The 22711-nt window shown below is 63.0% G+C and carries 25 protein-coding genes; 10 read left to right on the top strand and 15 right to left on the bottom strand.

Features of this window, described 5'->3' with window-relative positions; all coding sequences use genetic code 11:
* Positions 1-19 precede the first annotated feature (19 nt).
* Positions 20-835: an IclR family transcriptional regulator gene (locus U4Y90_RS01870; protein WP_321791622.1), complete on the bottom strand. Its 816-nt coding sequence runs from the start codon at positions 833-835 to the stop codon at positions 20-22.
* A 192-nt stretch (positions 836-1027) separates the two neighbouring features.
* Here U4Y90_RS01870 and U4Y90_RS01865 point away from each other — a divergent pair, with 192 nt between their 5' ends.
* Together U4Y90_RS01865 and U4Y90_RS01860 are read left to right on the top strand one after the other, a co-directional pair.
* Positions 1028-1762 (top strand): (Fe-S)-binding protein, encoded by a 735-nt coding sequence (locus tag U4Y90_RS01865; RefSeq protein WP_321791621.1) that lies wholly within the window; start codon positions 1028-1030, stop codon positions 1760-1762.
* Between the two features lie 24 nt (positions 1763-1786).
* On the top strand, positions 1787-3199 hold the full coding sequence (locus tag U4Y90_RS01860) for a lactate utilization protein B (RefSeq protein ID WP_321791619.1): 1413 nt from the start codon (positions 1787-1789) through the stop codon (positions 3197-3199).
* 84 nt (positions 3200-3283) lie between these two features.
* Here U4Y90_RS01860 and U4Y90_RS01855 read toward each other — a convergent pair whose 3' ends face one another.
* The gene (locus tag U4Y90_RS01855; protein WP_321791617.1) at positions 3284-3832 is read right to left on the bottom strand and encodes a hypothetical protein; all 549 of its coding nucleotides are present in this window, start codon (positions 3830-3832) and stop codon (positions 3284-3286) included.
* A gap of 272 nt (positions 3833-4104) precedes the next feature.
* Between U4Y90_RS01855 and U4Y90_RS01850 the strand changes: the two genes are divergently transcribed.
* The gene (locus tag U4Y90_RS01850; protein WP_321791615.1) at positions 4105-4323 is read left to right on the top strand and encodes a hypothetical protein; all 219 of its coding nucleotides are present in this window, start codon (positions 4105-4107) and stop codon (positions 4321-4323) included.
* 74 nt (positions 4324-4397) lie between these two features.
* Here the strand turns inward: U4Y90_RS01850 and U4Y90_RS01845 are convergent, their stop codons facing one another.
* A complete protein-coding gene (locus U4Y90_RS01845; protein WP_321791613.1) occupies positions 4398-5597 on the bottom strand; it encodes an amino acid aminotransferase in 1200 nt (399 codons plus the stop codon).
* Between the two features lie 384 nt (positions 5598-5981).
* On the opposite strand from U4Y90_RS01845, the gene uvrB reads away from it, so the two are divergent.
* The 6 genes from uvrB (at position 5982) to U4Y90_RS01815 (ending at position 12094) form a co-directional block, all read left to right on the top strand.
* On the top strand, positions 5982-8078 hold the full coding sequence (gene uvrB, locus U4Y90_RS01840) for an excinuclease ABC subunit UvrB (protein WP_321791611.1): 2097 nt from the start codon (positions 5982-5984) through the stop codon (positions 8076-8078).
* 301 nt (positions 8079-8379) lie between these two features.
* On the top strand, positions 8380-8925 hold the full coding sequence (locus U4Y90_RS01835) for an iron transporter (protein ID WP_415749277.1): 546 nt from the start codon (positions 8380-8382) through the stop codon (positions 8923-8925).
* A gap of 88 nt (positions 8926-9013) precedes the next feature.
* Complete coding sequence (locus U4Y90_RS01830; RefSeq protein ID WP_415749288.1) at positions 9014-9322, top strand: cupredoxin domain-containing protein; 309 nt, start codon at positions 9014-9016, stop codon at positions 9320-9322.
* Positions 9323-9390: 68 nt separating this feature from the next.
* The gene (locus tag U4Y90_RS01825; RefSeq protein WP_321791607.1) at positions 9391-10242 is read left to right on the top strand and encodes an FTR1 family iron permease; all 852 of its coding nucleotides are present in this window, start codon (positions 9391-9393) and stop codon (positions 10240-10242) included.
* On the top strand, positions 10239-11642 hold the full coding sequence (locus tag U4Y90_RS01820; RefSeq protein ID WP_321791605.1) for a 4Fe-4S binding protein: 1404 nt from the start codon (positions 10239-10241) through the stop codon (positions 11640-11642). The genes U4Y90_RS01825 and U4Y90_RS01820 overlap by 4 nt, the downstream gene beginning before the upstream one ends.
* A 38-nt stretch (positions 11643-11680) precedes the next feature.
* Complete coding sequence (locus tag U4Y90_RS01815; RefSeq protein WP_321791604.1) at positions 11681-12094, top strand: heme-binding protein; 414 nt, start codon at positions 11681-11683, stop codon at positions 12092-12094.
* Positions 12095-12388: 294 nt separating this feature from the next.
* Here U4Y90_RS01815 and hemP read toward each other — a convergent pair whose 3' ends face one another.
* The 4 genes from hemP to U4Y90_RS01795 all read right to left on the bottom strand — a co-directional run bounded on the left by hemP (position 12389) and on the right by U4Y90_RS01795 (position 14715).
* Entirely contained in the window at positions 12389-12637 is a 249-nt protein-coding gene (gene hemP, locus U4Y90_RS01810; protein ID WP_321791602.1) for a hemin uptake protein HemP, read from the bottom strand.
* Between the two features lie 144 nt (positions 12638-12781).
* Positions 12782-13270 (bottom strand): SRPBCC family protein, encoded by a 489-nt coding sequence (locus tag U4Y90_RS01805; RefSeq protein ID WP_321791600.1) that lies wholly within the window; start codon positions 13268-13270, stop codon positions 12782-12784.
* A gap of 39 nt (positions 13271-13309) precedes the next feature.
* The gene (locus U4Y90_RS01800; protein WP_321791598.1) at positions 13310-13708 is read right to left on the bottom strand and encodes an OsmC family protein; all 399 of its coding nucleotides are present in this window, start codon (positions 13706-13708) and stop codon (positions 13310-13312) included.
* Between the two features lie 134 nt (positions 13709-13842).
* Complete coding sequence (locus U4Y90_RS01795) at positions 13843-14715, bottom strand: pirin family protein (protein ID WP_321791596.1); 873 nt, start codon at positions 14713-14715, stop codon at positions 13843-13845.
* Positions 14716-14882: 167 nt separating this feature from the next.
* On the opposite strand from U4Y90_RS01795, the gene U4Y90_RS01790 reads away from it, so the two are divergent.
* Positions 14883-15845, top strand: coding sequence for a LysR family transcriptional regulator (locus U4Y90_RS01790; protein WP_321791594.1), 963 nt, complete (start codon positions 14883-14885; stop codon positions 15843-15845).
* A 337-nt stretch (positions 15846-16182) separates the two neighbouring features.
* Here the strand turns inward: U4Y90_RS01790 and U4Y90_RS01785 are convergent, their stop codons facing one another.
* From U4Y90_RS01785 to U4Y90_RS01750, 8 genes are all read right to left on the bottom strand, one after another.
* The gene (locus U4Y90_RS01785; RefSeq protein WP_008350436.1) at positions 16183-16605 is read right to left on the bottom strand and encodes an ExbD/TolR family protein; all 423 of its coding nucleotides are present in this window, start codon (positions 16603-16605) and stop codon (positions 16183-16185) included.
* Between the two features lie 17 nt (positions 16606-16622).
* Positions 16623-17369, bottom strand: coding sequence for a MotA/TolQ/ExbB proton channel family protein (locus U4Y90_RS01780; protein ID WP_321791592.1), 747 nt, complete (start codon positions 17367-17369; stop codon positions 16623-16625).
* A gap of 29 nt (positions 17370-17398) precedes the next feature.
* Entirely contained in the window at positions 17399-18130 is a 732-nt protein-coding gene (locus tag U4Y90_RS01775; protein WP_321791590.1) for an energy transducer TonB, read from the bottom strand.
* A gap of 327 nt (positions 18131-18457) precedes the next feature.
* Positions 18458-18694, bottom strand: coding sequence for a bacterioferritin-associated ferredoxin (locus tag U4Y90_RS01770; protein ID WP_321791588.1), 237 nt, complete (start codon positions 18692-18694; stop codon positions 18458-18460).
* 180 nt (positions 18695-18874) lie between these two features.
* Positions 18875-19756, bottom strand: coding sequence for a glutamate racemase (murI, locus tag U4Y90_RS01765; RefSeq protein ID WP_321791586.1), 882 nt, complete (start codon positions 19754-19756; stop codon positions 18875-18877).
* Positions 19757-19760: 4 nt separating this feature from the next.
* Positions 19761-20237, bottom strand: coding sequence for a bacterioferritin (gene bfr, locus U4Y90_RS01760; protein WP_008350427.1), 477 nt, complete (start codon positions 20235-20237; stop codon positions 19761-19763).
* Positions 20238-20442: 205 nt separating this feature from the next.
* A complete protein-coding gene (locus U4Y90_RS01755; RefSeq protein WP_321791582.1) occupies positions 20443-21966 on the bottom strand; it encodes a fumarate hydratase in 1524 nt (507 codons plus the stop codon).
* Between the two features lie 49 nt (positions 21967-22015).
* Positions 22016-22603, bottom strand: coding sequence for a TIGR00645 family protein (locus U4Y90_RS01750; RefSeq protein WP_321791580.1), 588 nt, complete (start codon positions 22601-22603; stop codon positions 22016-22018).
* Between the last annotated feature and the right edge of the window lie 108 nt (positions 22604-22711).

Genomic DNA, 22711 nt, shown 5'->3' with positions numbered 1-22711 from the left:
GTTTTGCTTGCAGCGTGACTCAGCGTTGCGCGTGCTGCGCCGGTTGCGCGTCGGCGGCAGCCTGTTCCGGGTGATAGCCCAGCGACTGCGAAATTTCGAGCGCGGTGTGGCTCAACTGTTTGAGCCACGCGTCCTGCAGGCGATCGGCGGGCGCGGAGAGAGACAGACCGGCGACGAGCCGGCCGGTGTCGTCGTAAATGCCCGCGGCGATACAGCGCACGCCGAGTTCGAGTTCCTCGTTATCGCGCGCGCATGCCTGCTGACGTACCAGCGACAACTCGCGCTCGAGCTTCGATAGATCGGTGATGCTGTTCTGCGTGTGGCCCGAGAGACCGGTTCGCATCGCGTAGGCGCGCACGCGCGACGCTTCGTCGGCGGCGAGGAACAGCTTTCCTACCGACGTCAGATGCAGCGGCGCGCGGCCGCCGATCGCACGCACCACCTGCATGCCGGAGCGCTCGGAATAGGCGCGCTCGATATAGACGATCTCGTCGCCCTGGCGCACGGAAAGATTGACGGTCTGCCCGGTCTGCCGATGCAACTCGCGCATCGGCGGCATGGCGGCTTCGCGCACCGAAAGACGTGCCTTCACGAGATTGCCGAGCTCCAGCAAACGCATGCCGAGCCGGTAGGTGCCGGGATCGGAACGGTCCACGAGCCGGCACAGCACCATGTCGTTGAGGATGCGATGCGCGGTGGACGGATGCAGGTCGGTGCTCTGCGCGAGCTCTTTCAGGCTGACGGGGTCAGTGTGGTCGGCGAGGGCATCGAGAAGACGCATCATGCGCTCGATCACCTGAATGGAGGTCTTGGATTCCGGGTTCGTATCGCTCATCGTGAAAAATCGGTTGACGCGTCAAACAGCGGAACAGCGATTGTATCTCATAATGTGAAAAAAGCGAACGCTGCTCAAAAACAATGATTCCGCCGATCACGTCGACGGAGGTGCGAGCCTCGTCGGACGGGACTTTTCGCGGATAATCGGCGGTGCGTTCAAATCATTTCCAAAAAAGCAGGAAACGCCCCCATGCGAGTTGGATTATTCGTCACATGTCTTATCGACATGATGCGCCCTGAAATCGGCTTCTCGGTCATCAAGCTGATCGAGCGGGCAGGCTTCGAAGTCGTCGTGCCGCCGTCGCAGACGTGCTGCGGCCAGCCCGCCTACAACTCGGGCGATCGGCCGCTCGCGCGCGATCTCGCCGAAAAAACGCTGAACGAATTCGAGCAGTTCGACTATGTCGTCGTTCCTTCCGGTTCTTGCGGCGGCATGATTCGCGCGCATTACGGCGATCTCTTCCGCGACGATCCGCAACTGATGAGCCGCTTCGGGCGTCTTCAGCCGCGCGTGTTCGAACTGACCGATTTTCTCGTCAACGTCGCAAAGGCGCGCATGGAGCCCGGCGCGTTCGACGGCATGGTCACGTATCACGATTCCTGCTCGGGCCTGCGGGAGCTCGGCGTGAAATCGCAGCCGCGCGAGTTGCTCGCGCAGGCGGGCGTACCGGTGACCGAGATGGCCGGCTGCGAGCATTGCTGCGGCTTCGGCGGCACGTTCGCGGTCAAGTACGGTGACATCTCGACCGCGATCGTCGACGAGAAATGCGCGAACATCAAGGCGAGCGGGGCCGATACCGTCGTGCTCGGCGATCTCGGCTGCATGCTGAACATCGAAGGGCGCCTGCGCCGCACCGGCGATACGTCGACCCGCGTGCTGCATATCGCGCAGGTCTTGGCCGGCGACGCGCAAGGTCGCGGCTGAGCGCATCGACAGGAGAGACGTTACATGCAAGTCCAGACGATGCACTTCAAGGCGCGCGCGGGCAGCAAGCTCGCGGACGAACGCCTGCAGCAGAACCTCACGAAGCTCTCGACCAAGTTCGTCAGTGCGCGCGCAAGCGCGGTGCGCGACATCGACTTCGAGGCGACGCGCGCAGCATTGAAAGAGCGCCGCAACCGCGCGCTCGAGAATCTCGACGTGTGGCTCGAAACCTTTGAGCGCGAAGCGACCCGGCGTGGCGCGACCGTGCTCTACGCCGAATCGACCCAGGACGCCGCGAAGCTCGTCGCTCAGATCGCCCGCGAGCACGACGTGAGGAAGGTCATCAAGACCAAGTCGATGGTCTCGGAAGAGATGCAGTTGAATCGCGTGCTCGGCGAGATGGGCGTGCAGTCCATCGAGACCGATCTCGGCGAATACATCCTGCAGATCAACGACAACGAGCCGCCGAGCCACATCATCGCGCCGGTCGTCCACAAGGATAAGGAGCAGATCGCCGATCTCTTCGCGAAGACGCACAACAAGCCGCGCTTGACGGATATCCCCGAGATGACGCGCGAGGCGCGCGAGGTGTTGCGTCCGCATTTCATGTCGGCGGACATGGGCGTGACGGGCGGCAACTTTCTGATCGCGGAGACGGGATCGGTGGCGGTCGTCACGAACGAGGGCAACGAAGGCATGTGCACGGTGATGCCGCGCGTGCATGTCGCGGTGACGGGCATCGAGAAAGTGCTGCCGACGCTCGAGGATCTCGCGACCGCGATGCGCCTGCTGCCGCGCTCGGCGACCGGACAGACGATCTCGAACTACTTTTCGCTGCTGACCGGACCGCGCGCGGCCGACGAGCCCGACGGCCCCGAGCATATGTACTTCGTGCTCGTCGATGGCGGGCGCACCGGACTCATCGGCGGGGAGTTTCAGGACATGCTGCGCTGTATCCGCTGCGGCGCGTGCATGAATCATTGCCCGGTCTATCAGAAGATCGGCGGACATGCCTATGGCTGGGTGTATCCGGGACCGATGGGCTCGGTGTTGACGCCGGCGTATGTGGGCATCGATAAGGCGCTCGATCTGCCGCAAGCCGCGACGCTTTGCGGCGAGTGCAACAGCGTCTGTCCGGTGGGCATTCCGCTATCGGATCTGCTGCGCAAGTTGCGCGAAAAGCAGATGGAGCGCCGGCTGCGCCCGTGGAGCGAACGCGCTGCGCTCGCGGCTTGGGGCTATTTCGCGAAACGCCCGCTTGCATATGCGCTTTTCACGAAGCTCGCGGTGCGCGTGCTCGAACGCATGGGCGGAAACAAAAAGGCAATTTCACGACTGCCCTTCGGTGCGGGATGGACCGGCACGCGCGACATGCCCGCGCCGGTGGGCCGCACGTTCCGGGAGTTGTACAAGGCGCAGCACTCGCACCTGGGATAAAGCAAGGCCGCGCCGGATTGTTCGATCCGGCGCGGCCGGTTTTTTGATTTCAGGCAGCCCGCGCGATGACGGGGCTCGCGTGGTCTATCCGCCGTAGCGTCCGAGAAAGCCGCGTGAATTGCCGCTCTCGCGATTTCCGCCGCCGTTCGCCGATGGCGGCGGGGCGCGATTGGGTCCGGGCGGTTGACCGCCCACCGCCTTCGGCATCGGCGCAGCGCCGCCAGCCTGCGGAGGTGGGGGCGCCGGCGGACGGCCGCCGCCGGCTTGCGGCGGCGGTCCGTTCGGGTGTCCGCCACCACCGCCCGCTTGTTGCGGCGGTGGGCCGCCTCGGCCGCGATCCCTCGGCGGCGGACCGTTGTGCCAACCGCCCGGCGGCGGCCGGCGCCAGCCGGGCCCGTCATCCCAGTAACGGTTCGGCCCTGGACCGTAGTACGGCCCCGGACCCGAGTAATACCCACCGCCGATGACGACGCCCGGCTGAACGACCGGCGGCCCGCCATAGTAGCCGTAGCCGGGATCGTCGTAGACAGCCGGATAGCCGCCCCCGTAGACAGACCCATCGGGATAAGCCGCGCAACCGCCGAGCAATGCGGCGGACGATGCAAACAAGAGACCAACGACTGCGGATTTCATGATCGTGAACGTACTCGTCGAACCATTCCTGAATAAGACATCATTGGCGGGAAGATGTCACAACAACTTTGTAAGCCTTTATGACGGCAACTTGTCATGAAGATGCGAGCGCGACGGGCCGCGCGCCAAAATGGCCTGTTGTCGCAACTGCAACAATCCTTTGCTTTTCAGTGACTTTTTAAGTTCCGAACGATTGCGTACCATTCGAACTGTCCATCAGTGGGTCATCGAAATCGATGACCTGCAGCGACATATCGACCGAAGGCAGTCCCATGAAAAAGACAATATCGACCTACTGGCCCGTCGCGATCGTGCTTCCGATCGCGCTGGCGTTTTGCATGCACGCGAGCGAAGGCAGAGACTCCGCCATTCCTCGCGAAGAAACGAGCGTGGCCGGCGTGAGCGCCGAACTGGCGCGCGCGATCTCGCTCGGCTTCGTCGAGGGCGACGAGACGACGCAAGCCGAGGTCACAGCACAAAAGACGCTCTGATCACGTTCTCGACGCGCACAAAAAATGGCGCCCCGCAAAGGGCGCCATTTTCATTTGAAAGGCCGGGAAGCGGCTTATTTCAGTACAGCCGCTACCGCGTTCGCCACGGCATCGATGTTGCGCGTGTTCAGCGCGGCCACGCAGATGCGGCCGGTGCTCACGGCGTAGATGCCGAACTCCTCACGCAGACGATCGACTTGCGCCGCCGTCAGGCCCGAGTACGAGAACATGCCGCGCTGCTTGCTGACGAACGAGAAGTCGCGATCGACGCCGCTCGCCTTCAGGCGCTCGACGAGGCCGTTGCGCATCGCGCGGATGCGGTCGCGCATTTCGCCCAGTTCCTGCTCCCACGTCGCGCGCAGTTCCGGCGACGCCAGCACGGCCGCGACGATCGAACCGCCGTGCGTCGGCGGGTTCGAGTAGTTGGTGCGGATCACGCGCTTCAGTTGCGACAGCACGCGAGCGGATTCTTCCTTGCCCGTCGTGATGACCGACAGCGCGCCGACGCGCTCGCCGTACAGCGAGAACGACTTCGAGAACGACGACGACACGAACACGTTCAGTTCGGCTGCCGCGAAAAGACGCACGGCGGCGGAGTCGGCATCGATGTTTTCCGCGAAGCCCTGATACGCCATGTCGAGGAACGGCACGAGGTTCTTCGCCTTCACGACTTCGACGATCTGCTTCCACTGGTCGTCCGACAGATCGACGCCCGTCGGGTTGTGGCAGCACGCGTGCAGCACGACAACGGTGCCGGCCGCGTAGCTGTTCAGCGCCGCGAGCATGCCGTCGAAGTTCACGCCGTGCGTGGCGGCTTCGTAGTACGGGTAGTTGACCACCTCGAAACCGGCGCTTTCGAACAGTGCGCGATGGTTTTCCCAGCTCGGATCGCTGATCGCGACGATTGCGTTCGGGTTCACGCGCTTCAGGAAGTCCGCGCCGATCTTGAGCGCGCCCGTGCCGCCGAGCGCCTGCGCCGTTACGACGCGGCCCGCGGCGATGAGCGGCGAGTTGTCGCCGAGCAGCAGCTTTTGCACGGCGGCGTCATAGGCGGCGATGCCGTCGATCGGCAGATAACCGCGCGGCAGCGCGGCATCGACGCGTGCCTTCTCGGCTTCGCGCACGGCCCGCAGGAGCGGAATCTTGCCTTCTTCATTCGTGTACACGCCGACGCCCAGATTGACTTTGGTCGTGCGCGTATCGGCGTTGAAGGCTTCGTTGAGGCCCAGGATCGGGTCGCGGGGAGCGAGTTCGACGGCAGAGAAAAGAGACATGATCTATCGGCAGTGGAGGAAAGACGTGCGGCAGCGTGCAAACGGACGATGCGCGCGCCTGACAGACTTCGCGGAGGAAGGCGCGGCGCGCGTGGCGAAAACGGACTGGAACCGTAAGCCCAGTCGCACATTGTAGCGAATCCCGCGAGGCTTTTCGGGCGAATATGGTGCGAATGCGCGTGCTTTTCGGCCCTTTTTTCGTGCGGAGGCGTTGCCGGCCGGCGATTAAAAAGGGCGCGTACGAGCGCGCTTGAGATCGGCGGTCGATGCCCAATCTGACTATCGACACGCCTTCCGGATCCCCGTCGCGTCACGGCGAGCGCGTGAATCATGTACGACGCTAGAATGATCGTTTGCCCCCGGCGTTGACTCTCTCGATTTCTCATGTCCGACACTCTGATCGAATCTCCCGAAGAACTGGACGAGTCGAAGTTCGTCACGTTCGACGGTTCGCCGTTCCAGCTCTATCAGCCGTATCCTCCCGCGGGCGATCAGCCCGACGCTATCGCGACGCTCGTCGAAGGGATCGAGGACGGCCTTTCGTTTCAGACGCTGCTCGGCGTGACCGGCTCAGGCAAGACCTTCACGATGGCCAACGTGATTGCGCGCATGGGCCGCCCGGCGATCGTCTTCGCGCCGAACAAGACGCTCGCCGCGCAGCTCTACGCCGAATTCCGCGAGTTCTTTCCGCGCAATGCCGTCGAGTACTTTGTCTCGTACTACGACTATTACCAGCCGGAAGCATATGTGCCGCAGCGCGATCTCTTCATCGAGAAGGATTCGTCGATCAATGAGCACATTGAGCAGATGCGGCTTTCGGCCACCAAGAGCCTGCTGGAGCGGCGCGACGTGGTGATCGTCGCGACGGTGTCGGCGATCTACGGTATCGGCAACCCATCCGAATATCACAAGATGATTCTCACGCTGCGCACGGGCGACAAGCTCGGCCAGCGCGACATCATCGCGCGCCTGATCGCGATGCAGTACACGCGCAACGAAGCCGACTTCTCGCGCGGCTCGTTTCGCGTGCGCGGCGACACCATCGACATTTTTCCGGCGGAGCACGCGGAAATGGCAGTGCGCGTCGAGCTGTTCGACGACGAAGTCGAATCGATGATGCTGTTCGATCCGCTCACCGGCCGCGTACGCAACAAGATTCCGCGCTTTACCGTGTATCCGTCGTCGCACTACGTGACGCCGCGCGACACCGTGATGCGCGCGATCGAGACCATCAAGCTCGAGTTGCGCGAGCGGCTCGAATTCTTCCACGGCGACGGCAAGCTGGTCGAAGCGCAGCGGCTGGAGCAGCGCACGCGCTTCGATCTTGAGATGCTGCAGGAACTCGGCTTCTGCAAGGGCATCGAGAATTACTCGCGGCACTTTTCGGGCGCGGCGCCCGGCGAGCCGCCGCCGACGCTCGTCGACTATCTGCCGCCCGACGCGCTGATGCTGCTGGACGAATCGCACGTGTTGATCGGCCAGTTGAACGGCATGTACAACGGCGACCGGGCGCGCAAGGAAAATCTCGTCGACTACGGCTTTCGCATGCCGTCCGCGCTCGACAACCGGCCACTCAAGTTCAACGAGTTCGAGCGCAAGATGCGTCAGGCGATCTTCGTCTCCGCGACGCCCGCCGACTACGAGCAGAAAAAGGCGGGGCAGGTGGCGGAGCAGCTCGTGCGGCCGACGGGCCTCGTCGATCCGGAGATCGAAGTGCGTCCGGCGCGCTCGCAGGTGGACGACGTGCTCTCGGAAATCAACGCGCGCGTCGCGGCGCACGAGCGCGTGCTCGTCACCGTGCTGACCAAGCGCATGGCCGAGCAGTTGACCGAATTCCTCGCCGATCACGGTGTGAAGGTGCGCTATCTGCACAGCGACATCGACACGGTCGAGCGCGTGGAAATCATCCGCGACTTGCGGCTCGGCACGTTCGATGTGCTCGTCGGCATCAACTTGCTGCGCGAAGGTCTCGACATTCCAGAAGTGTCGCTCGTCGCCATTCTCGACGCCGACAAGGAAGGCTTCCTGCGTGCCGAACGCTCGCTGATCCAGACCATCGGGCGCGCGGCGCGCAACGTGAACGGCAAGGCGATTCTCTACGCCGACAACATGACCGACTCGATGAAGCGCGCCATCGGCGAAACCGAGCGGCGGCGCGCGAAGCAGATCGCGCACAACGAGAAGATGGGCATTACGCCACGCGGCGTGGAAAAGCGCATCAAGGACATCATCGATGGCGTCTACAACGCCGACGAAGCCCGCGCCGAACTGAAGGAAGCGCAGACGCGCGCGAAATTCGAGGACATGTCCGAGAAGCAGATCGCCAAGGAAATCAAACGCCTCGAAAAGCAGATGATGGACCACGCCAGGAATCTCGAATTCGAAAAGGCCGCGCAGACCCGCGACCAATTGGCGCTCCTGCGGCAGCGGGTTTTCGGCGCGAACGTGGGCGATCATGTGAGCGGCATCGGCGGCAAGTGAGCCATAGGTAAGTGATTTTCAAGGCCTATTGGAAAAGCGCGGCGATCGCATGATCGCCGCGCTTTTTTTTCGTTGCCCGCCGAAATCGCACGACCCGGCGAAAAGCCTTACCGCGTCTGGGTTTGTAAGCTCGCTCAAATTGTTCCGGGTGTCGAACGATGCTAAACTGACGAAAATTGAGAATGGTTCGTATTAACGTTCACAGAGTCGTGCTAACGCCGCTCTGCCGAACGGCGGCCCGGTATCCAGTGGCAAGGCTCGCGTGGCACGCGCGCCAATCGATAACAACAAGGAGTTTCTGATGGGTTCAACGTTGATGCGCGGCCTCGTCGCCGCCGCAGGTCTCACGGCGATGATGGCAGCGTCGGCCGCCGAATATCCGATCGGCAAGCAGCATATCGAGGGCGGCATGGAAACGGGCGCAGTGTATCTCCAGCCGATCACGATGGCGCCGGAAGGCATGATGCGCAAGGCGTCGGATTCGGATATCCACCTCGAGGCGGACATCCACGCGGTCAAGAACAACCCGACGGGCTTCGCGGAAGGCGACTGGATGCCGTACCTGCAAGTCACCTATGAGCTGACGAAGGTCGGTACGACGCAGACCATCAAGGGCGATCTGATGCCGATGGTCGCGAGCGATGGCCCGCACTACGGCGACAACGTCAAGCTCTTCGGCCCGGGCAAGTATCACCTTAAGCTGCATATCTCGCCGCCCTCGCAGGAAGGTCATATGGCGTTCGGCCGTCACACGGACAAGGAAACGGGCGTGGGTCCGTGGTTCAAGCCGTTCACGATCGAGTACGACTTCCCGTTCGCGGGCATCGGCAAGAAGGGCGGTTACTGATCGCCCATGGCGCCCGGCATCCCGGACCGGGCGCGTTCATTCTCAGGAAGTACGCATGAAACTGAAAATCCAGGTGGCCGCGCTTGCGATGTCCGCGCTCGCCCTGGCCGGGATCGACCTGGCGCACGCCGCCGATCTGCCGACGTTCAAGCTCGAAATGAACGACGGCAAGCTCAACCCGGCGCGCATCGAAGTGCCGGCGGGGCAGCGCATCAAGATCGAAGTGCACAACATCGGCAAGGGCGCCGCCGAATTCGAAAGCGTGCAGCTGCGCAAGGAGAAGGTGCTCGCGCCGGGCGCGGATTCTTTCGTCGTGATCGCACCGCTGGATCCGGGTGAATACAAGTTCTTCGACGATTTTCATCAGTCCGCGCAAGGCGTGATCGTCGCGAAGTAACGGAACGCGCCGCGCGTCGGTTTCGCACCGCGCGCGGCCGCTCGAAGTGGAATTGCTGGAGGGTTGCTATGGGGCAGGTACTTTTCATCGTGTGGCGGGAGAGCGTCGAGGCGTTGCTCGTCGTCGGCATTCTCTACGCATGGCTGAAGAACGGCGACCATCAGGCGCGCCGGGGCCTGCCTTATTTGTGGGCCGGCGTCGTCATCGGCCTGCTGGCGGCCGTGGCGCTGGGCGCTGCGCTGATCGGCTTCACGGAAGTGCTGTCGGGCAATGCGCAGGATTACTTCCAGACGGCGATGGTGCTGGTTGCGTGCGTGCTGATCGTGCAGATGGTCCTGTGGATGAAGCGCCACGGCCGCACGCTGAAGCGCGACATGGAGTCGTCGCTGCAAAAGAGCACGCAGGACGGTCACTGGTGGGGCATCGCGCTGCTCGTCGCGCTGGCGATCGCGCGTGAAGGCAGCGAGACGGCGGTGTTCCTGTACGGTGTCGGCTTCGGACAGTCGGGGCACGTCGATGCGTCGCAGTACATCGCGATCATTCTCGGCTTCGGGCTCGCACTGCTGACGTTTTATATCCTGCAGCTCGGCGGCAAGATCTTCTCGTGGCGCTCGTTTTTCCGCGTCACCGAAATCATGCTGCTGTTTCTCGCGGCCGGTCTGTTCGAGACGGGCGTCGACAAGCTGATCGACATGGAAATGCTGCCGGTCATCGTCAACCAGGTGTGGAACACGTCGTGGCTGCTCGATGATTCGAGCACCTTCGGCTCGCTCGTGGCTACACTTACCGGCTATCGCGCGCATCCGGCGGGCATGAATCTCGTCGCGTATGCGGGGTACTGGGTCGTCATCTATCTCCTGATGCGCCATTCGAAGAACCAGATGGCGCAAAAACAAAAGGCGGCAAGCCGTCCAGCATGAGTTCTGTAATGCCTCGACCGGGCCGGCTGCAACAAGCCGGCCACTGGATGCAGCGTCACGGCAGCACGATCCGCATGATTCAGTGGATCGTCGTTGCCGTGTATGCATTTCTGATCATCGTTCCCGCCGTGATGCCGCTGCCCGATGGCTCCGCGCATCTGTGGAGCAATCTCACGCTTGCCGCGCAGTTCGTGTTCTGGGGCATCTGGTGGCCGTTCGTGCTGCTGTCGATGGTCATGCTCGGCCGCGTCTGGTGCGGCGTGCTGTGTCCCGAGGGCGCGCTGTCCGAGTTCGCGAGCAAGTTCGGGCGCGGCTGGGCGATTCCGCGCTGGATGCGCTGGGGCGGCTGGCCGTTCGTCGCGTTCGGGCTGACCACGATCTACGGTCAGATGGTAAGCGTCTACCAATATCCGAAGGCCGTGCTGCTGGTGCTCGGCGGCTCGACCATCGGCGCGATGGTCGTCGGCGTGCTGTACGGCCGCGAGAAGCGCGTGTGGTGCAAGTATCTGTGCCCGGTCAACGGCGTCTTCTCGCTGCTCGCGCGACTCGCGCCGTTTCACTACAAGGTCAGCGAAGACGCGTGGCGCCGCTCGTACAAAGAGGGCGAGCACGGTCATCGCGTGATTCCGATCAACTGCGCGCCGCTCGTCCCGTTGCGCAACATGAAGGGCGCCGCCGACTGTCACATGTGCGGCCGATGCAGCGGCCATCGCGACGCGATCGCCCTCACGTGGCGCTCGCCGTCCGACGAAGTCGTGACGCTCGGCGACAAGGCCGCGAATCCGTGGGACACCGCGCTCATTCTGTACGGTCTGCTCGGCATCGCGATCGGCGCGTTCCACTGGACGGTGAGCACGTGGTTCGTCGATCTGAAGCAATATCTCGCCGCGTGGCTGATCGATCACGACATTCTCTGGCCGCTCGATACGAACGCGCCCTGGTTCCTGTTCACGCACTATCCGGAGCAGAACGACGTCTTCTCGTGGCTCGACGGCACGATGGTCATTGCCTATATCGTCGCGACGGGGCTGGTATACGGCACGGCGTTGCTCGCGCTGCTCGCATGCGCCGTGCGCATGCTCGGCAAGATGAACGCGACCCGCCTGCATCACCTGACGCTCGCGCTGATTCCGATAGCGGGCGTCGGCGTGTTCCTGGGCCTTTCGGCGACGACCGTGTCGCTGTTGCGCGCGGAGCATTTGCCGTTGTGGTGGGTGCCGGGCGTGCGCATCGGTTTTCTCGCGGCCGCGAATCTGTGGAGCGCGTGGCTCGCGTGGCGCGTGACGGGCCGCTATGCATCGCCGCTTGGTTCCCGCGTACTCGCGATGGTATGGTTTGTCTCGGCGCTGGCCGTTGCGGACAGCGCGTGGTACCTGATGTTCTGGGGCTTCACCCGATAAACCGTCCACGCCGTCAAGCGCGGCAACGAGAGCGAGAAGTGAGAACCAAACCTGTACTGACCGACGAAGACGTCCGGTCGATGGCCACGGCCGCCGAGGCGCACGCAAGGGAACATAACTGGAACGTGACGATCGCGATCGTCGACGATGGCGGGCATCTGCTGTATCTGCATCGTCTCGACGGCGCGGGCGCGAGCACCGCGGAAATGGCGACGGGCAAGGCGCGCACCGCCGTGCTCGGCCGTCGCGAAACCAAGGTCTACGAAGACATGATCAAGCAGGGCCGCACGGCCTTTCTTTCCGCACCAATGACCGCGATGCTCGAAGGCGGCGTGCCGATCATCGTGGGCGCGGATATCGTCGGCGCGGTGGGCGTGTCGGGCGTCAAGTCCGAACAGGATGCGCAGATCGCGAAGGCGGGCATCGCGGCGCTGGGCATCGAGAACGTCTGATTTCTTACCGCCGGCTTCGCGCGGCAAACAAAAACGGCACGCGTTCCGAGAGAAGCGTGCCGTTCGTTCGACCATCATTGCGCGGCTTGCTCATCAAGCACATCGCTCAAGCGCGGGAACCAAAAAAAGCGGCTTCGCTTGCTATCGACGACTGGCTGGTGTTTGCACGAAGGGGTCTAAATTCTCGCGTGCAAGTCGTCCTCGCTGGCTAAGGCCAAACACCTCCTGGCGAGGTGGTCCCCACAATACTCTGTACGTACTGCTCTTACTGCTGTTCTTGCCGTTCGTCGCTGCTTACTTCGTCAGGATCAGTTTGCCCAGACGCGTCGCGCGCAACTGATAGGTCTCCCCGTTATGCACGATGCTCACGTGACTGCGCCCCTGCAGCAGCGCGTCGCTTTTCAGCGAGCGCTCACCGGTGCTTTCCGCCGCCTGGGCGACGTGAACCGTCGTCACCGTGGTCGCCTTCGGGCGGGTGATCGCGGCGTCGCGGACAGCCGGGCGGCGCAGCCTGAGCGTGGAGGATCGCGGCGTGTCGGTCATGTCAGAAAGTGTGCGTTGATTCGATGGGTCTATAGTAAATGATAACTATTCCTATTTGCAACTAGACTTTCCGATTGAAGCGCAACTTTTGATAGCCAACCTCGATGCGGCCGCGAAGCATTCGCCGCCGCATCGGCAGGATGCTCAATGCAGGGGCGTTTCGTCCTTGCGGCCATGCACGAACTGGCGAATCAGCCGCACAGTGTCGATATCCGATTCGCGATAAGCCGACTTCACGATCTCCTGCGTCTGACGCTCATCGGGCGTGGCGTTCTCGTTTTCCGGCAGCGTCGTGCTGTAGGTGAAGCGCAGGAAAAGCTGGAGCGCATCGGGCTGCTCGATCGCCATCGTGAGCGAGCCGCCGACATAGTCGGCGGTCGGCAGAATGTCGTAACGCACGCTGGCACCGGGCGTGAGCGTCACGCGATCGCGCACGGTGGCCTGGCCGTAGTGAAGCTCGCGTTCCATCGTGTCGCCATCGCGCGCGAGGATGTCGCAGCTATCCAGGCCCAGCACGAACAACTGCGGCTGCTCGGCGCGCAAGACGAGTCCTTCCCAGAGCTGCTCGCGCGTCAGCGACTCGAGAAGCGGGTTGAGCGGATCGTTGATCTGGATCAGGTGTTCGAAATTCAAGACGACTTTTCCTTGGACGTTCGTGGTGCCCTCGACGCCTTACTGCGGCGTGAGACCGGACTCGATGCGGATCGCGCCGGACAGAACCTTGTGCATCGGGCACGCATTGGCAATTTGCAAGAGCCGTTCCCGCTGTTCGTCGGACAGCGCGCCAGTGAGCGCGATACGGCGATCGATGTTCGTGCCTTCTGCGGTGCTCGTCATCGACAGTTCGACGTGTACGCCTTCAAGCGGCCATTCCTTGCGCTTCGCGTACATCTTCAGCGTGATCGAGGTGCAGGCGCCGAGGCTCGAAAGCAGCAGCGAGGCCGGTTCCGGTCCCGTGTCGCCGCCGCCGATGCTGGCGGGCTCGTCCGCGATCCATGAATGCGTGCCGTCCCCGAGACGGACTTGATAGTCGATGTTGCCGATGCTGGCGGTCACGGAAGGTCCGGCCATGCGTTGCTCCTGGTTCTGGTTGAGACTGCAAGAAAGACGAAAACGGCGCGGCAAGAACGGTCATTGTGACGCAATGTATCCGTTCCTGCCGCACCGTTTCGTCGATTTCGACTGCGCTGCGCGGGCGAGGGCGCTCAGTGTGCGATGGCGCCCATGCGGCCCGCCTGATAGTCGATCACCGCCTGGTGGATCTCGTCTTCGGTGTTCATCACGAACGGGCCGTAACGCACGACCGGCTCCTTCAGCGGCACGCCGCCGATCAGCAGGAGCTCGACGGGCTCGTCGCCGGCGGCGAGCGCGATCGTATCGCTGTCGTCGCGGAAGATCACCATCTGCTGGGCGCGTACCGGCTGACTCTGCGGACCGTACAGCGCGGTGCCCGACAGCGGATAGGCGAATACGCGGTAATCGCGCGGCACGGCCAGTTCGATCTTCGCGCCCGGCTGCAGCGAAAAGTGCTGATAAAGGATCGGCGTGCGCGTCTCGATCGCCGCCTTCACGCCGAGCGCCTCGCCCGCGATGACCTTCACGCGGACCTTGCCGTCCTCGCTCGTCGCGACCGGAATCCGCGCCGACGGAATCTCCTGATAATGCGGCGCGATCAGCTTGTCGCGCTGCGGCAGGTTGACCCAAAGCTGCAATCCGTGCACGCGGCCGCCGCGGCGCGTGAATTCCTCGGCTGGCATTTCGCTGTGCACGACACCCGCGCCAGCGGTCATCCATTGCACGTCGCCGGGGCGCAGCGTGCCGGAATGGCCCGCGGAATCCTTGTGGCCGAATTCGCCTTCGAGCATGTACGTGACGGTCTCGAAGCCGCGATGCGGGTGATCGGGGGCGCCTTTCGCCTCGCCGGGCGCGTAGTCGGCGGGGCCCATCTCGTCGAGCAGAAGGAACGGGTCGAAATCCATCAGAAGACGGGTCGGAAACGGGCGATGCACGACGAATCCGCCGCCTTCGACAGTGCGGGTCGCCGGAATGATGCGTTCGATGCTGCGGCTGGTGGACATTGTTGCCTCTCGTCGCGAAATACAGAAGTGAGGGGAATAGCGCTAAATTTGGAACACACGGCTATTATATGAGCCGCATTTCGCGTTAAAAGGCGTCGCGGCGCAATGGATTGTCCCGCTGGCGATAACGAACCGCATCCACTCATCTCCAGTTTCGACGAGCGACCATGAAAGCCGACTCGCATGACCTGAACGATCTGATGTATTTCTCGCACGTCGTCGAGCACGGCGGCTTTTCGGCGGCGGAACGCGTGCTCGGCATCTCGAAGTCGCGGTTGTCACGGCGCGTATCGGAGCTCGAGGCGTCGCTCGGCGTGCGTCTGTTGCAGCGCTCGACGCGAAAGCTCGCGCTCACGGAGGCGGGGCAGCTTTTCTACCAGCATTGCCAGGCGATGCTCGCCGAGGCCCAGGCGGCCGTCAACGTCGTGCAGAGCCTGCGCGATTCGCCGCGCGGCACGGTGCGCGTGAGCGTGCCTGTGACCATCGCGCAGACGTTTTTGTCGGCGGTGATGCCGGATTTCATGCATCGCTATCCCGAAGTGCGCATCGTCATGCGTGTGACGAACCGCGTCGTCGATCTGTTCGAGGACGCCGTCGATGTCGCGTTGCGCGTGCGTTCGGAGCCGCCCGCGAGCTCGAACATCGTCGCCCGGCCGTTGTGGCGCACGGAGCAGATGCTGGTCGCGGCGCCGTCGCTCCTGAAGTCGAACGCGCCGCCGATGACGCCCGCCGAACTCGCGCAGTACGACACGATCGACACGCCCTCCGCCGACGGCCGCCACGTCTATCGTTTGATCGCCCCGGACGGCACGCGCCACGAGTTCGAGCACGAGCCGCGTCTCGTCACGGCGGACCTGTCGATGATCCGCGAGGCCGTGATGCGCGGCGTCGGCATCGCGGCGCTCCCCGAGATGATGTACGGCGCGCCGCTGCGCACGGGGCAGCTCTCGCCCGTGATGCCGGGCTGGACGTTTCCGTCGCCGCAGCTCTATGCCGTTTTCCTGTCGCGGCAGGGCATGGTTCCCGCCGTACGCGCGTTCGTCGATTTTCTCGTCGAGTCGATCGGCAGCGGTCAGCGCTTTCCTGGAGAATGTCCTGTTCAGGAAAAGCCGGAACGGGAAACAGTTTGACCACATCGGCGTTTGTCATTGGTTTATGACATTGAAGCGCGCGCTTGCGATGGACAGATTCAATTGATCGTCAAAATTTGCGGCGGTATATTGAAGGCTCCTTCGCTAAGGAGCTCCTTATGCGAAAACTGACGGCTGCTCTGATAGTTAGCCTGATAGGGTTGATTGCACTGTCCGTGTCGACCACGGCTGCTGCATGCGACGGGACTTCTGGTTCTGGCTATTCGAACCCAAAGTGACCGCCTCACCCGAATGCGCCGAGCGCGCACGAAAAAAGGCCTTCATCCGACGATGAAGGCCTTTTACTTTCTGCGCCCGGAAAGGGCGTGTCAGGTTTCTACTTGCCGCTTTTCGGCTCGGTGACGAAACCGATCTTCGTCAGGCCGCCCGCTTGTGCCGCCGACATCAGATCGGCGACTTTTTCGTACGCCACCTGACGATCCGCACGCAAATGAATTTCCGGCTGCGGATTCTGCTGCGCCGCCTGCGCGATGCGCGCGTTGAGCGCCGCTTCGTCGATCGGCTGATCGTCCCACAGCGTCGTGCCGTCGGCCTTGATCGCGATGTTCACGTGCGCGGGTTTTTCATCCTGCGGCTGGCTGCTCGCATGCGGCAAGTCGATCTTGACCGCGTGATGCATGGCCGGAATCGTGACGAGGAAGATGATCAGGAGAACCAGCATGACGTCGACGAGCGGCGTCATGTTGATTTCGCTCATCATGCCGTCGTCTTCGTCTCCGGCGAAAGGGCTCATGGCCATGATGCAAATCCCCCGGCTTACGACGCGCGCGTCGCGAGACGCAGGCTGTCCGACGAGGCGTTGGTCGCGCGCTTGGTCGACGAGAGCTTCGAGCCCGTGACGAAGAACGCATGCAGGCCGTGCGCGAAGCGGTTCAGCTTCGTGACGATGCCCTTGTTCGCGCGGGTGAGGGCGTTGTAGCCGAGCACCGCGGGAATCGCGACGAAGAGGCCGAACGCGGTCATGATGAGCGATTCGCCGACCGGACCCGCGACCTGATCGATCGACGTCTGTCCCGTCGCGCCGATGGTCAGTAGCGCGTGATAGATCCCCCACACCGTGCCGAACAGACCGACGAACGGCGACGTGGAACCGATCGACGCGAGGACCGCGAGACCCGACTGCATGCGGCCGACGCCTTCGTCCATCACGTCCTTCAGGCAGCGCGTGATCCAGTCCGACACGTCCATGCGATCGTGCAGGTGCGGCTGCGTCTGATGATGATGATCGGCGGCTTCCTGGCCGGCGAGCGCGAGCGCGAGAAACGGATTGTCCGCGGGGCTCGACGACTGGCTGCCGAGCTTCTTGATGCCGTCGTTGAAATCGTCGGAGTGCCAGAACGCCTGTTCCGCGTTCTTCGTCAGGCGCTTAAGGCGCACGACATTCCAGGCCTTCACGACGATCACCGTCCACGACAGCACCGACATGATGACGAGCGCGAGGGCGATGCCCCGCGTCACGAAGTCGCCTTGCGCCCAGACGTGCGCAATCCCGTAGTTTTCCATTTCTCTTTCCTTGTATCTAAATAAATCGATCAGTCGTTCAGACTGAAAACGAATGGGACCGTAGCGGTCGCGCGGATCGCTTCGCCGTTTTCCTTGTAGGGGCTGCACGCGCTGCCGCGCACTGCGTCCAGCGCCGCATCATCGAGCCGCGACGAGCCGCTGCTCTTCTGCAGCGTAACGTTCTCAATCTTGCCCGCGAGGCCCACCGTCAGGCGGATCACTGCCGTTCCGGTCTCGCCGCGACGTTTGGCCATCGCCGGATAGTCCGGCTGCGCGATGTTGCAGCTGAGGTGCGCGACGTTCTTGGGCGCGGCCAGATCCATGCTCGGCTTTCCGATAGCAGGAGCAGCGGGCGGCGGCGCGGGTTGAGGCGGAGCCGGCGGCGTGGGGTCGGGCGCGGGCGCGGCGATTTGCGAGGGCGCCTCGGTGACCGGCATCGGCGTGCGCTTCGGCTCGATTTTCGGCTTGACCTTCGGTTTGGGCTGCGGCTTCGGAACGGGCTGCGGCACCGGCTTGGGCGGCGGCGGCGTTTCGACCGCGACTGGCTGCGGCGCGGGCTGCTGCGTCTCGCTGATCAGCTGCGCGGTGATCGATTTGGCCTCGATCGGACGTGGCAGCGGCGCATTGCGCATGCTCAGCGCAACGCCCAGCAACGCGACGTGAATGGCGACGACAGCGGCACAGGCTGCGATGACGCGCGGATTCGCGTTCGATGCCGGCGCCGTGCGGAAAGCGGCGGGAGTGGTGGTCGGGGACTGCATTGTTATTGGCTGCTTGCGATGCTGCGTGAATGCCTGCTGACAACGCCGCGTTCCAACTCGAGATCCAGCGACTGCACAGGCGCGGTGCGGAAGAAACCAGACGACGTCATTTTCGGAAAATAAGCAGGGAGATAAACAGGGTGGCCACGAAACCGATCAGCAATTCCAACTTTCCCTCCAGGGGTAAAGGGTTGCGCGGCTGGCTAGAAGCGACCGGAAATACGAAGGTAACCTGGCTTGCTGGAGGCGATCAAAACGACCGAAGGCGCGATCGGAAGAGGTCGGGCGCCGTCGGATGCGCGCGGCGGCAGGGCCGCGCGACTTGCTTCAGGCAGCTTGGCGCTCGTAGAACGTGAGCGGCGCGACATGTTCGCGCGTCTCGACGCCGCAGCGCGATGCGCAGACGCCGCTTTGCGCCATCACGTCGCGAACGCTTTCCTCACACTTGCCGCAGCACAGCGCGACGCCGAGCTCGAATTGCAGTTCGTCGAAGGAATCCACTCCTTCGGCGATGGCGGTTCGGATCTTCCGGTCGGACACTGATTTGCAGACACAGACAATCATGATCGTTCGCTTCGCAATAGTTAGCGTTAATGCGAATTATTATCATTCGGTATTGGCGTGTTTGCAAGCGGGGCGCGGTGTTTTTTGTAACAGAGCGCGCAAGTTAGCGGGATTATTGCTAGGAGCCTTGTCTGGCGGGGATAAGCGCGCGATGTAATCGCCGTCGCGCGGACAAAACCCTCAGACGATGTCGGGTTCAGCGAGGCGCGTGCGGCGCGAAGGGATGTCGACATGCTCGACCAGGGCGTCGAGCTGAAGCAGCGCGGCGGCGAGCTGGCGCTGCGATTCGCCGTCGGCCGTCGAGCAAAAGCGCGGCAGGGTGTCCGGCGGCGCAATGTCGTTCTTGAGCGCGTGAGCGTCGAGGAGGCGATCGAGTTGCCGCGCGATGGCCACGCTCGTATCGACGATCTGCAGCCGTTCGCCGGCAATATCGCGAATCGCCCGATCGAGAAAAGGGTAGTGCGTGCAGCCGAGCACGAGCGTGTCGGCACCGGCATCGAGCATCGGCGCGATGTAGCTTTCGAGCAGCGCCATCAGCGCGGGCGACGACGTGTCGCAGCGCTCGACTGCCTGAACCAGCCCGTGTCCCGCCTGGCAGATGAAGCGGCAATCGCCGGCATAGCGGTCGAGCAGCGACTGGAAGCGCGCGGAGCGCAACGTGACGGCGGTGGCGAGCACACCGACCACGCGGGATTTAGACGCCGCCGCGGCCGGCTTCACGCCAGGCTCGACGCCGACGAGCGGAATGGGCAGTCGTTCGCGCACGAGCGCGATCGACTGCGCGGTGGCCGTGTTGCACGCGACGACGAGCGCCTTCGCGCCTTGGGCGACGAGCCACTCGCCGATCGCCATCGTTCGATCGACGATGAATTCGTCGTCGCGCTCGCCGTATGGCGCGTGAAGCGAATCGGCGACATAGATCAGGCGCTCGCGCGGCAGCGTTGCGCGCACGGCGCGCAGCACCGACAAGCCGCCGAGTCCGGAATCGAAAATGCCGACCGGCGCGCTCGCGTCCGACGCGGCACGCCCGTCCGATATCGAGGAGGGCACGACTCGGGGCATCCGATTATTCGTGGTCGCCCATCATGGTTTGCTGGTAGTTCTGGATGCCGACCTTGTCGATCAGATCCAGTTGGGTTTCCAGCCAGTCGATGTGTTCTTCGGTGTCGTGGAGGATCTTCTCGAAGATTTCGCGCGAGACGAAATCACGCACCGACTCGCAATACGCGATGGCTTCCTTGCAGGTCGACTGGGAAATCTGCTCGAGCTTCAGGTCGCATTCGAGGATCTCTTTGGTCTCTTCGCCGATCAGCAGCTTGTGCAGGTCCTGCAGATTCGGCAGGCCGTCGAGCATGAACACGCGCTGAATGAGCCAATCGGCGTGTTTCATCTCGCCGATCGATTCGTCGTACTCGTGCTTGTTGAGCTTCTCGAGGCCCCAATGCTGGTACATCCTGGCGTGCAGGAAGTATTGATTGATCGCGGTCAGCTCGTTCTTCAACTGCGCGTTCAGATATTCGATGACCTTCGCGTCGCCTTGCATGATTTCGTTTCCTGTTCGTAACGTGGGGCTTCTGGAAAGATAAACCTTAGGCGTGACAAAGCCAAGGTTGAGTAGAAATTTTTTGTTTCAGACAAAACTGAGAATGAAAACCTTTCTCGACTGGCGGCGTGTCAAAGAAAAGAGCCGGGCAGATTGCCCGGCTCTCGTCATCCATGAACGTTGATAAATCGCCAATAAGGCGCAATCAAGCGGTCGCGACCGGGATCTTGCCGATCTTCGCCTGCCATTCGGCCGGGCCCGTCTTGTGGACCGACGTGCCGTTCGAGTCGACGGCCACCGTGACCGGCATGTCCTGCACGTCGAACTCGTAGATGGCTTCCATGCCGAGGTCTTCGAAGGCGAGCACCTTCGCTGCGCGGATCGCCTTCGACACGAGATACGCCGCGCCGCCGACCGCCATCAGATACGCGGCCTTGTGGTTCTTGATCGCCTCGATCGCGACCGGGCCGCGCTCGGCCTTGCCGATCATCGAGATGAGGCCGGTTTGCGCGAGCATCGTCTCGGTGAACTTGTCCATGCGCGTGGCGGTGGTCGGGCCTGCCGGGCCGACGGCTTCGTCGCGCACCGGATCGACCGGCCCGACGTAATAGATCACGCGATTCGTGAAGTCGACCGGCAGTTTCTCGCCCGCAGCCAGCATGTCGGCGATGCGCTTGTGCGCGGCGTCGCGACCCGTCAGCATCTTGCCCGACAACAGCAGCGTCTGGCCCGGCTTCCACGAAGCGACTTCTTCCGGCGTCAGCGTGTTCAGGTCGACGCGCTTGCTCGTCTCGGTATTCGGAGCCCACGTGACCTTCGGCCAGGCGTCGAGCGGCGGCGCTTCGAGCTTCGCCGCGCCCGAGCCGTCGAGCGTGAAGTGCGCGTGGCGGGTGGCTGCGCAGTTCGGGATGATCGCGATCGGCTTGGATGCCGCGTGCGTCGGCGCTGCCATGATCTTCACGTCGAGCACGGTCGCGAGACCGCCGAGGCCCTGCGCGCCGATGCCGAGCGCATTCACCTTCTCGTGAAGTTCCACGCGCAGTTCTTCGATCCAGTCCTGCGGGCCGCGCGCGATGACGTCCTGAATGTCGATCGGGTCCATCAGCGATTCTTTCGCCATGACCATCGCCTTTTCGGCCGTGCCGCCAATGCCGATGCCGAGCATGCCCGGCGGACACCAGCCGGCGCCCATCGTCGGGACGGTCTTCAGGATCCAGTCGACGATCGAATCCGACGGGTTCAGCATCGCGAACTTCGATTTGTTCTCCGAGCCGCCGCCCTTGGCCGCGACCTGGACGTCGACCTTGTCGCCCGGCACGATCTCGTAGTGGATCACGGCCGGCGTGTTGTCCTTCGTGTTCTTGCGGCCGCCTTCGGGCGGGCTCACGATCGAGGCGCGCAGCACGTTGTCCGGGTTCAGGTAGCCGCGGCGCACGCCTTCATTGATCATGTCGGTGACGCTCATCGTCGCACCGTCCCAGCGCACGTCCATGCCGACCTTCACGAACACCGTGACGATGCCCGTGTCCTGGCAGATCGGGCGCTTGCCTTCGGCGCACATGCGGCTGTTGGTCAGGATCTGCGCGATCGCGTCCTTCGCGGCGGGGCTCTCTTCCAGCTCGTAGGCGCGGCCGAGCGCCTGAATGTAGTCGAGCGGATGGTAGTAGCTGATGTACTGCAGCGAATCGGCGATGCTCTGAATCAGGTCTTCCTGCTTGATGACTGTCATGGCTTGGGCTCTGGGGGACGAAATATGTGTGTGCGTTCTTTCGGACGCTTCAGTCGAGCGCGCCTCGGGGGGCGGCGAGTTCACTGTGGAAATGCTTCGGATGCGTATGCGTGGTCAGCCGGTCGACATACGCCATGATGAGCGCGGAAACGAGGAACGCGACGTGGATGATCACCTGCCACAGCACGGTGTGGAACGTGTGCTGGTCGGGGTTGATGAAGGTTTTCAGCAGATGGATCGACGAGATGCTGATGAGCGCCATCGACAGCTTCACCTTCAGCACGCCCGCGTTCACGTGATCGAGCCACTCGGGCTCGTCGGGATGGCCTTCCACGCCGAGGCGCGACACGAAGGTTTCGTAACCGCCGACGATCACCATGATGAGCAGGTTCGAGATCATCACCACGTCGATCAGACCGAGCACGACGAGCATGATGTTCGTTTCGTCGAGCGTCATCGCGTGGGTGACGAGGTGCCACACTTCCTTCAGGAACAGCACGACGTAGACCGCTTGCGCGACGATCAGGCCCAGATAGAGCGGCACCTGGAGCCAGCGGCTCATGAAGATGACTCTCGGCAGCACTTTCATCGAGCCGGGTTGCGAGGGCGAGGCGGGAGCATGCTTGGGAGCGGACATGGGCGGCTTTTCAGTCGAGGCGGGTCGGACCGGAAATGATGACTGGCGAATATGACGGAGCAAATCATGCGATGCGCCGGCGAGCGCGCGAGCCGGCGCATTCGCGGT

This window comes from Caballeronia sp. J97, assembly GCF_905220305.1.
GTDB lineage: Bacteria > Pseudomonadota > Gammaproteobacteria > Burkholderiales > Burkholderiaceae > Caballeronia.
This window is presented reverse-complemented; position numbering and strand designations above follow the sequence as displayed.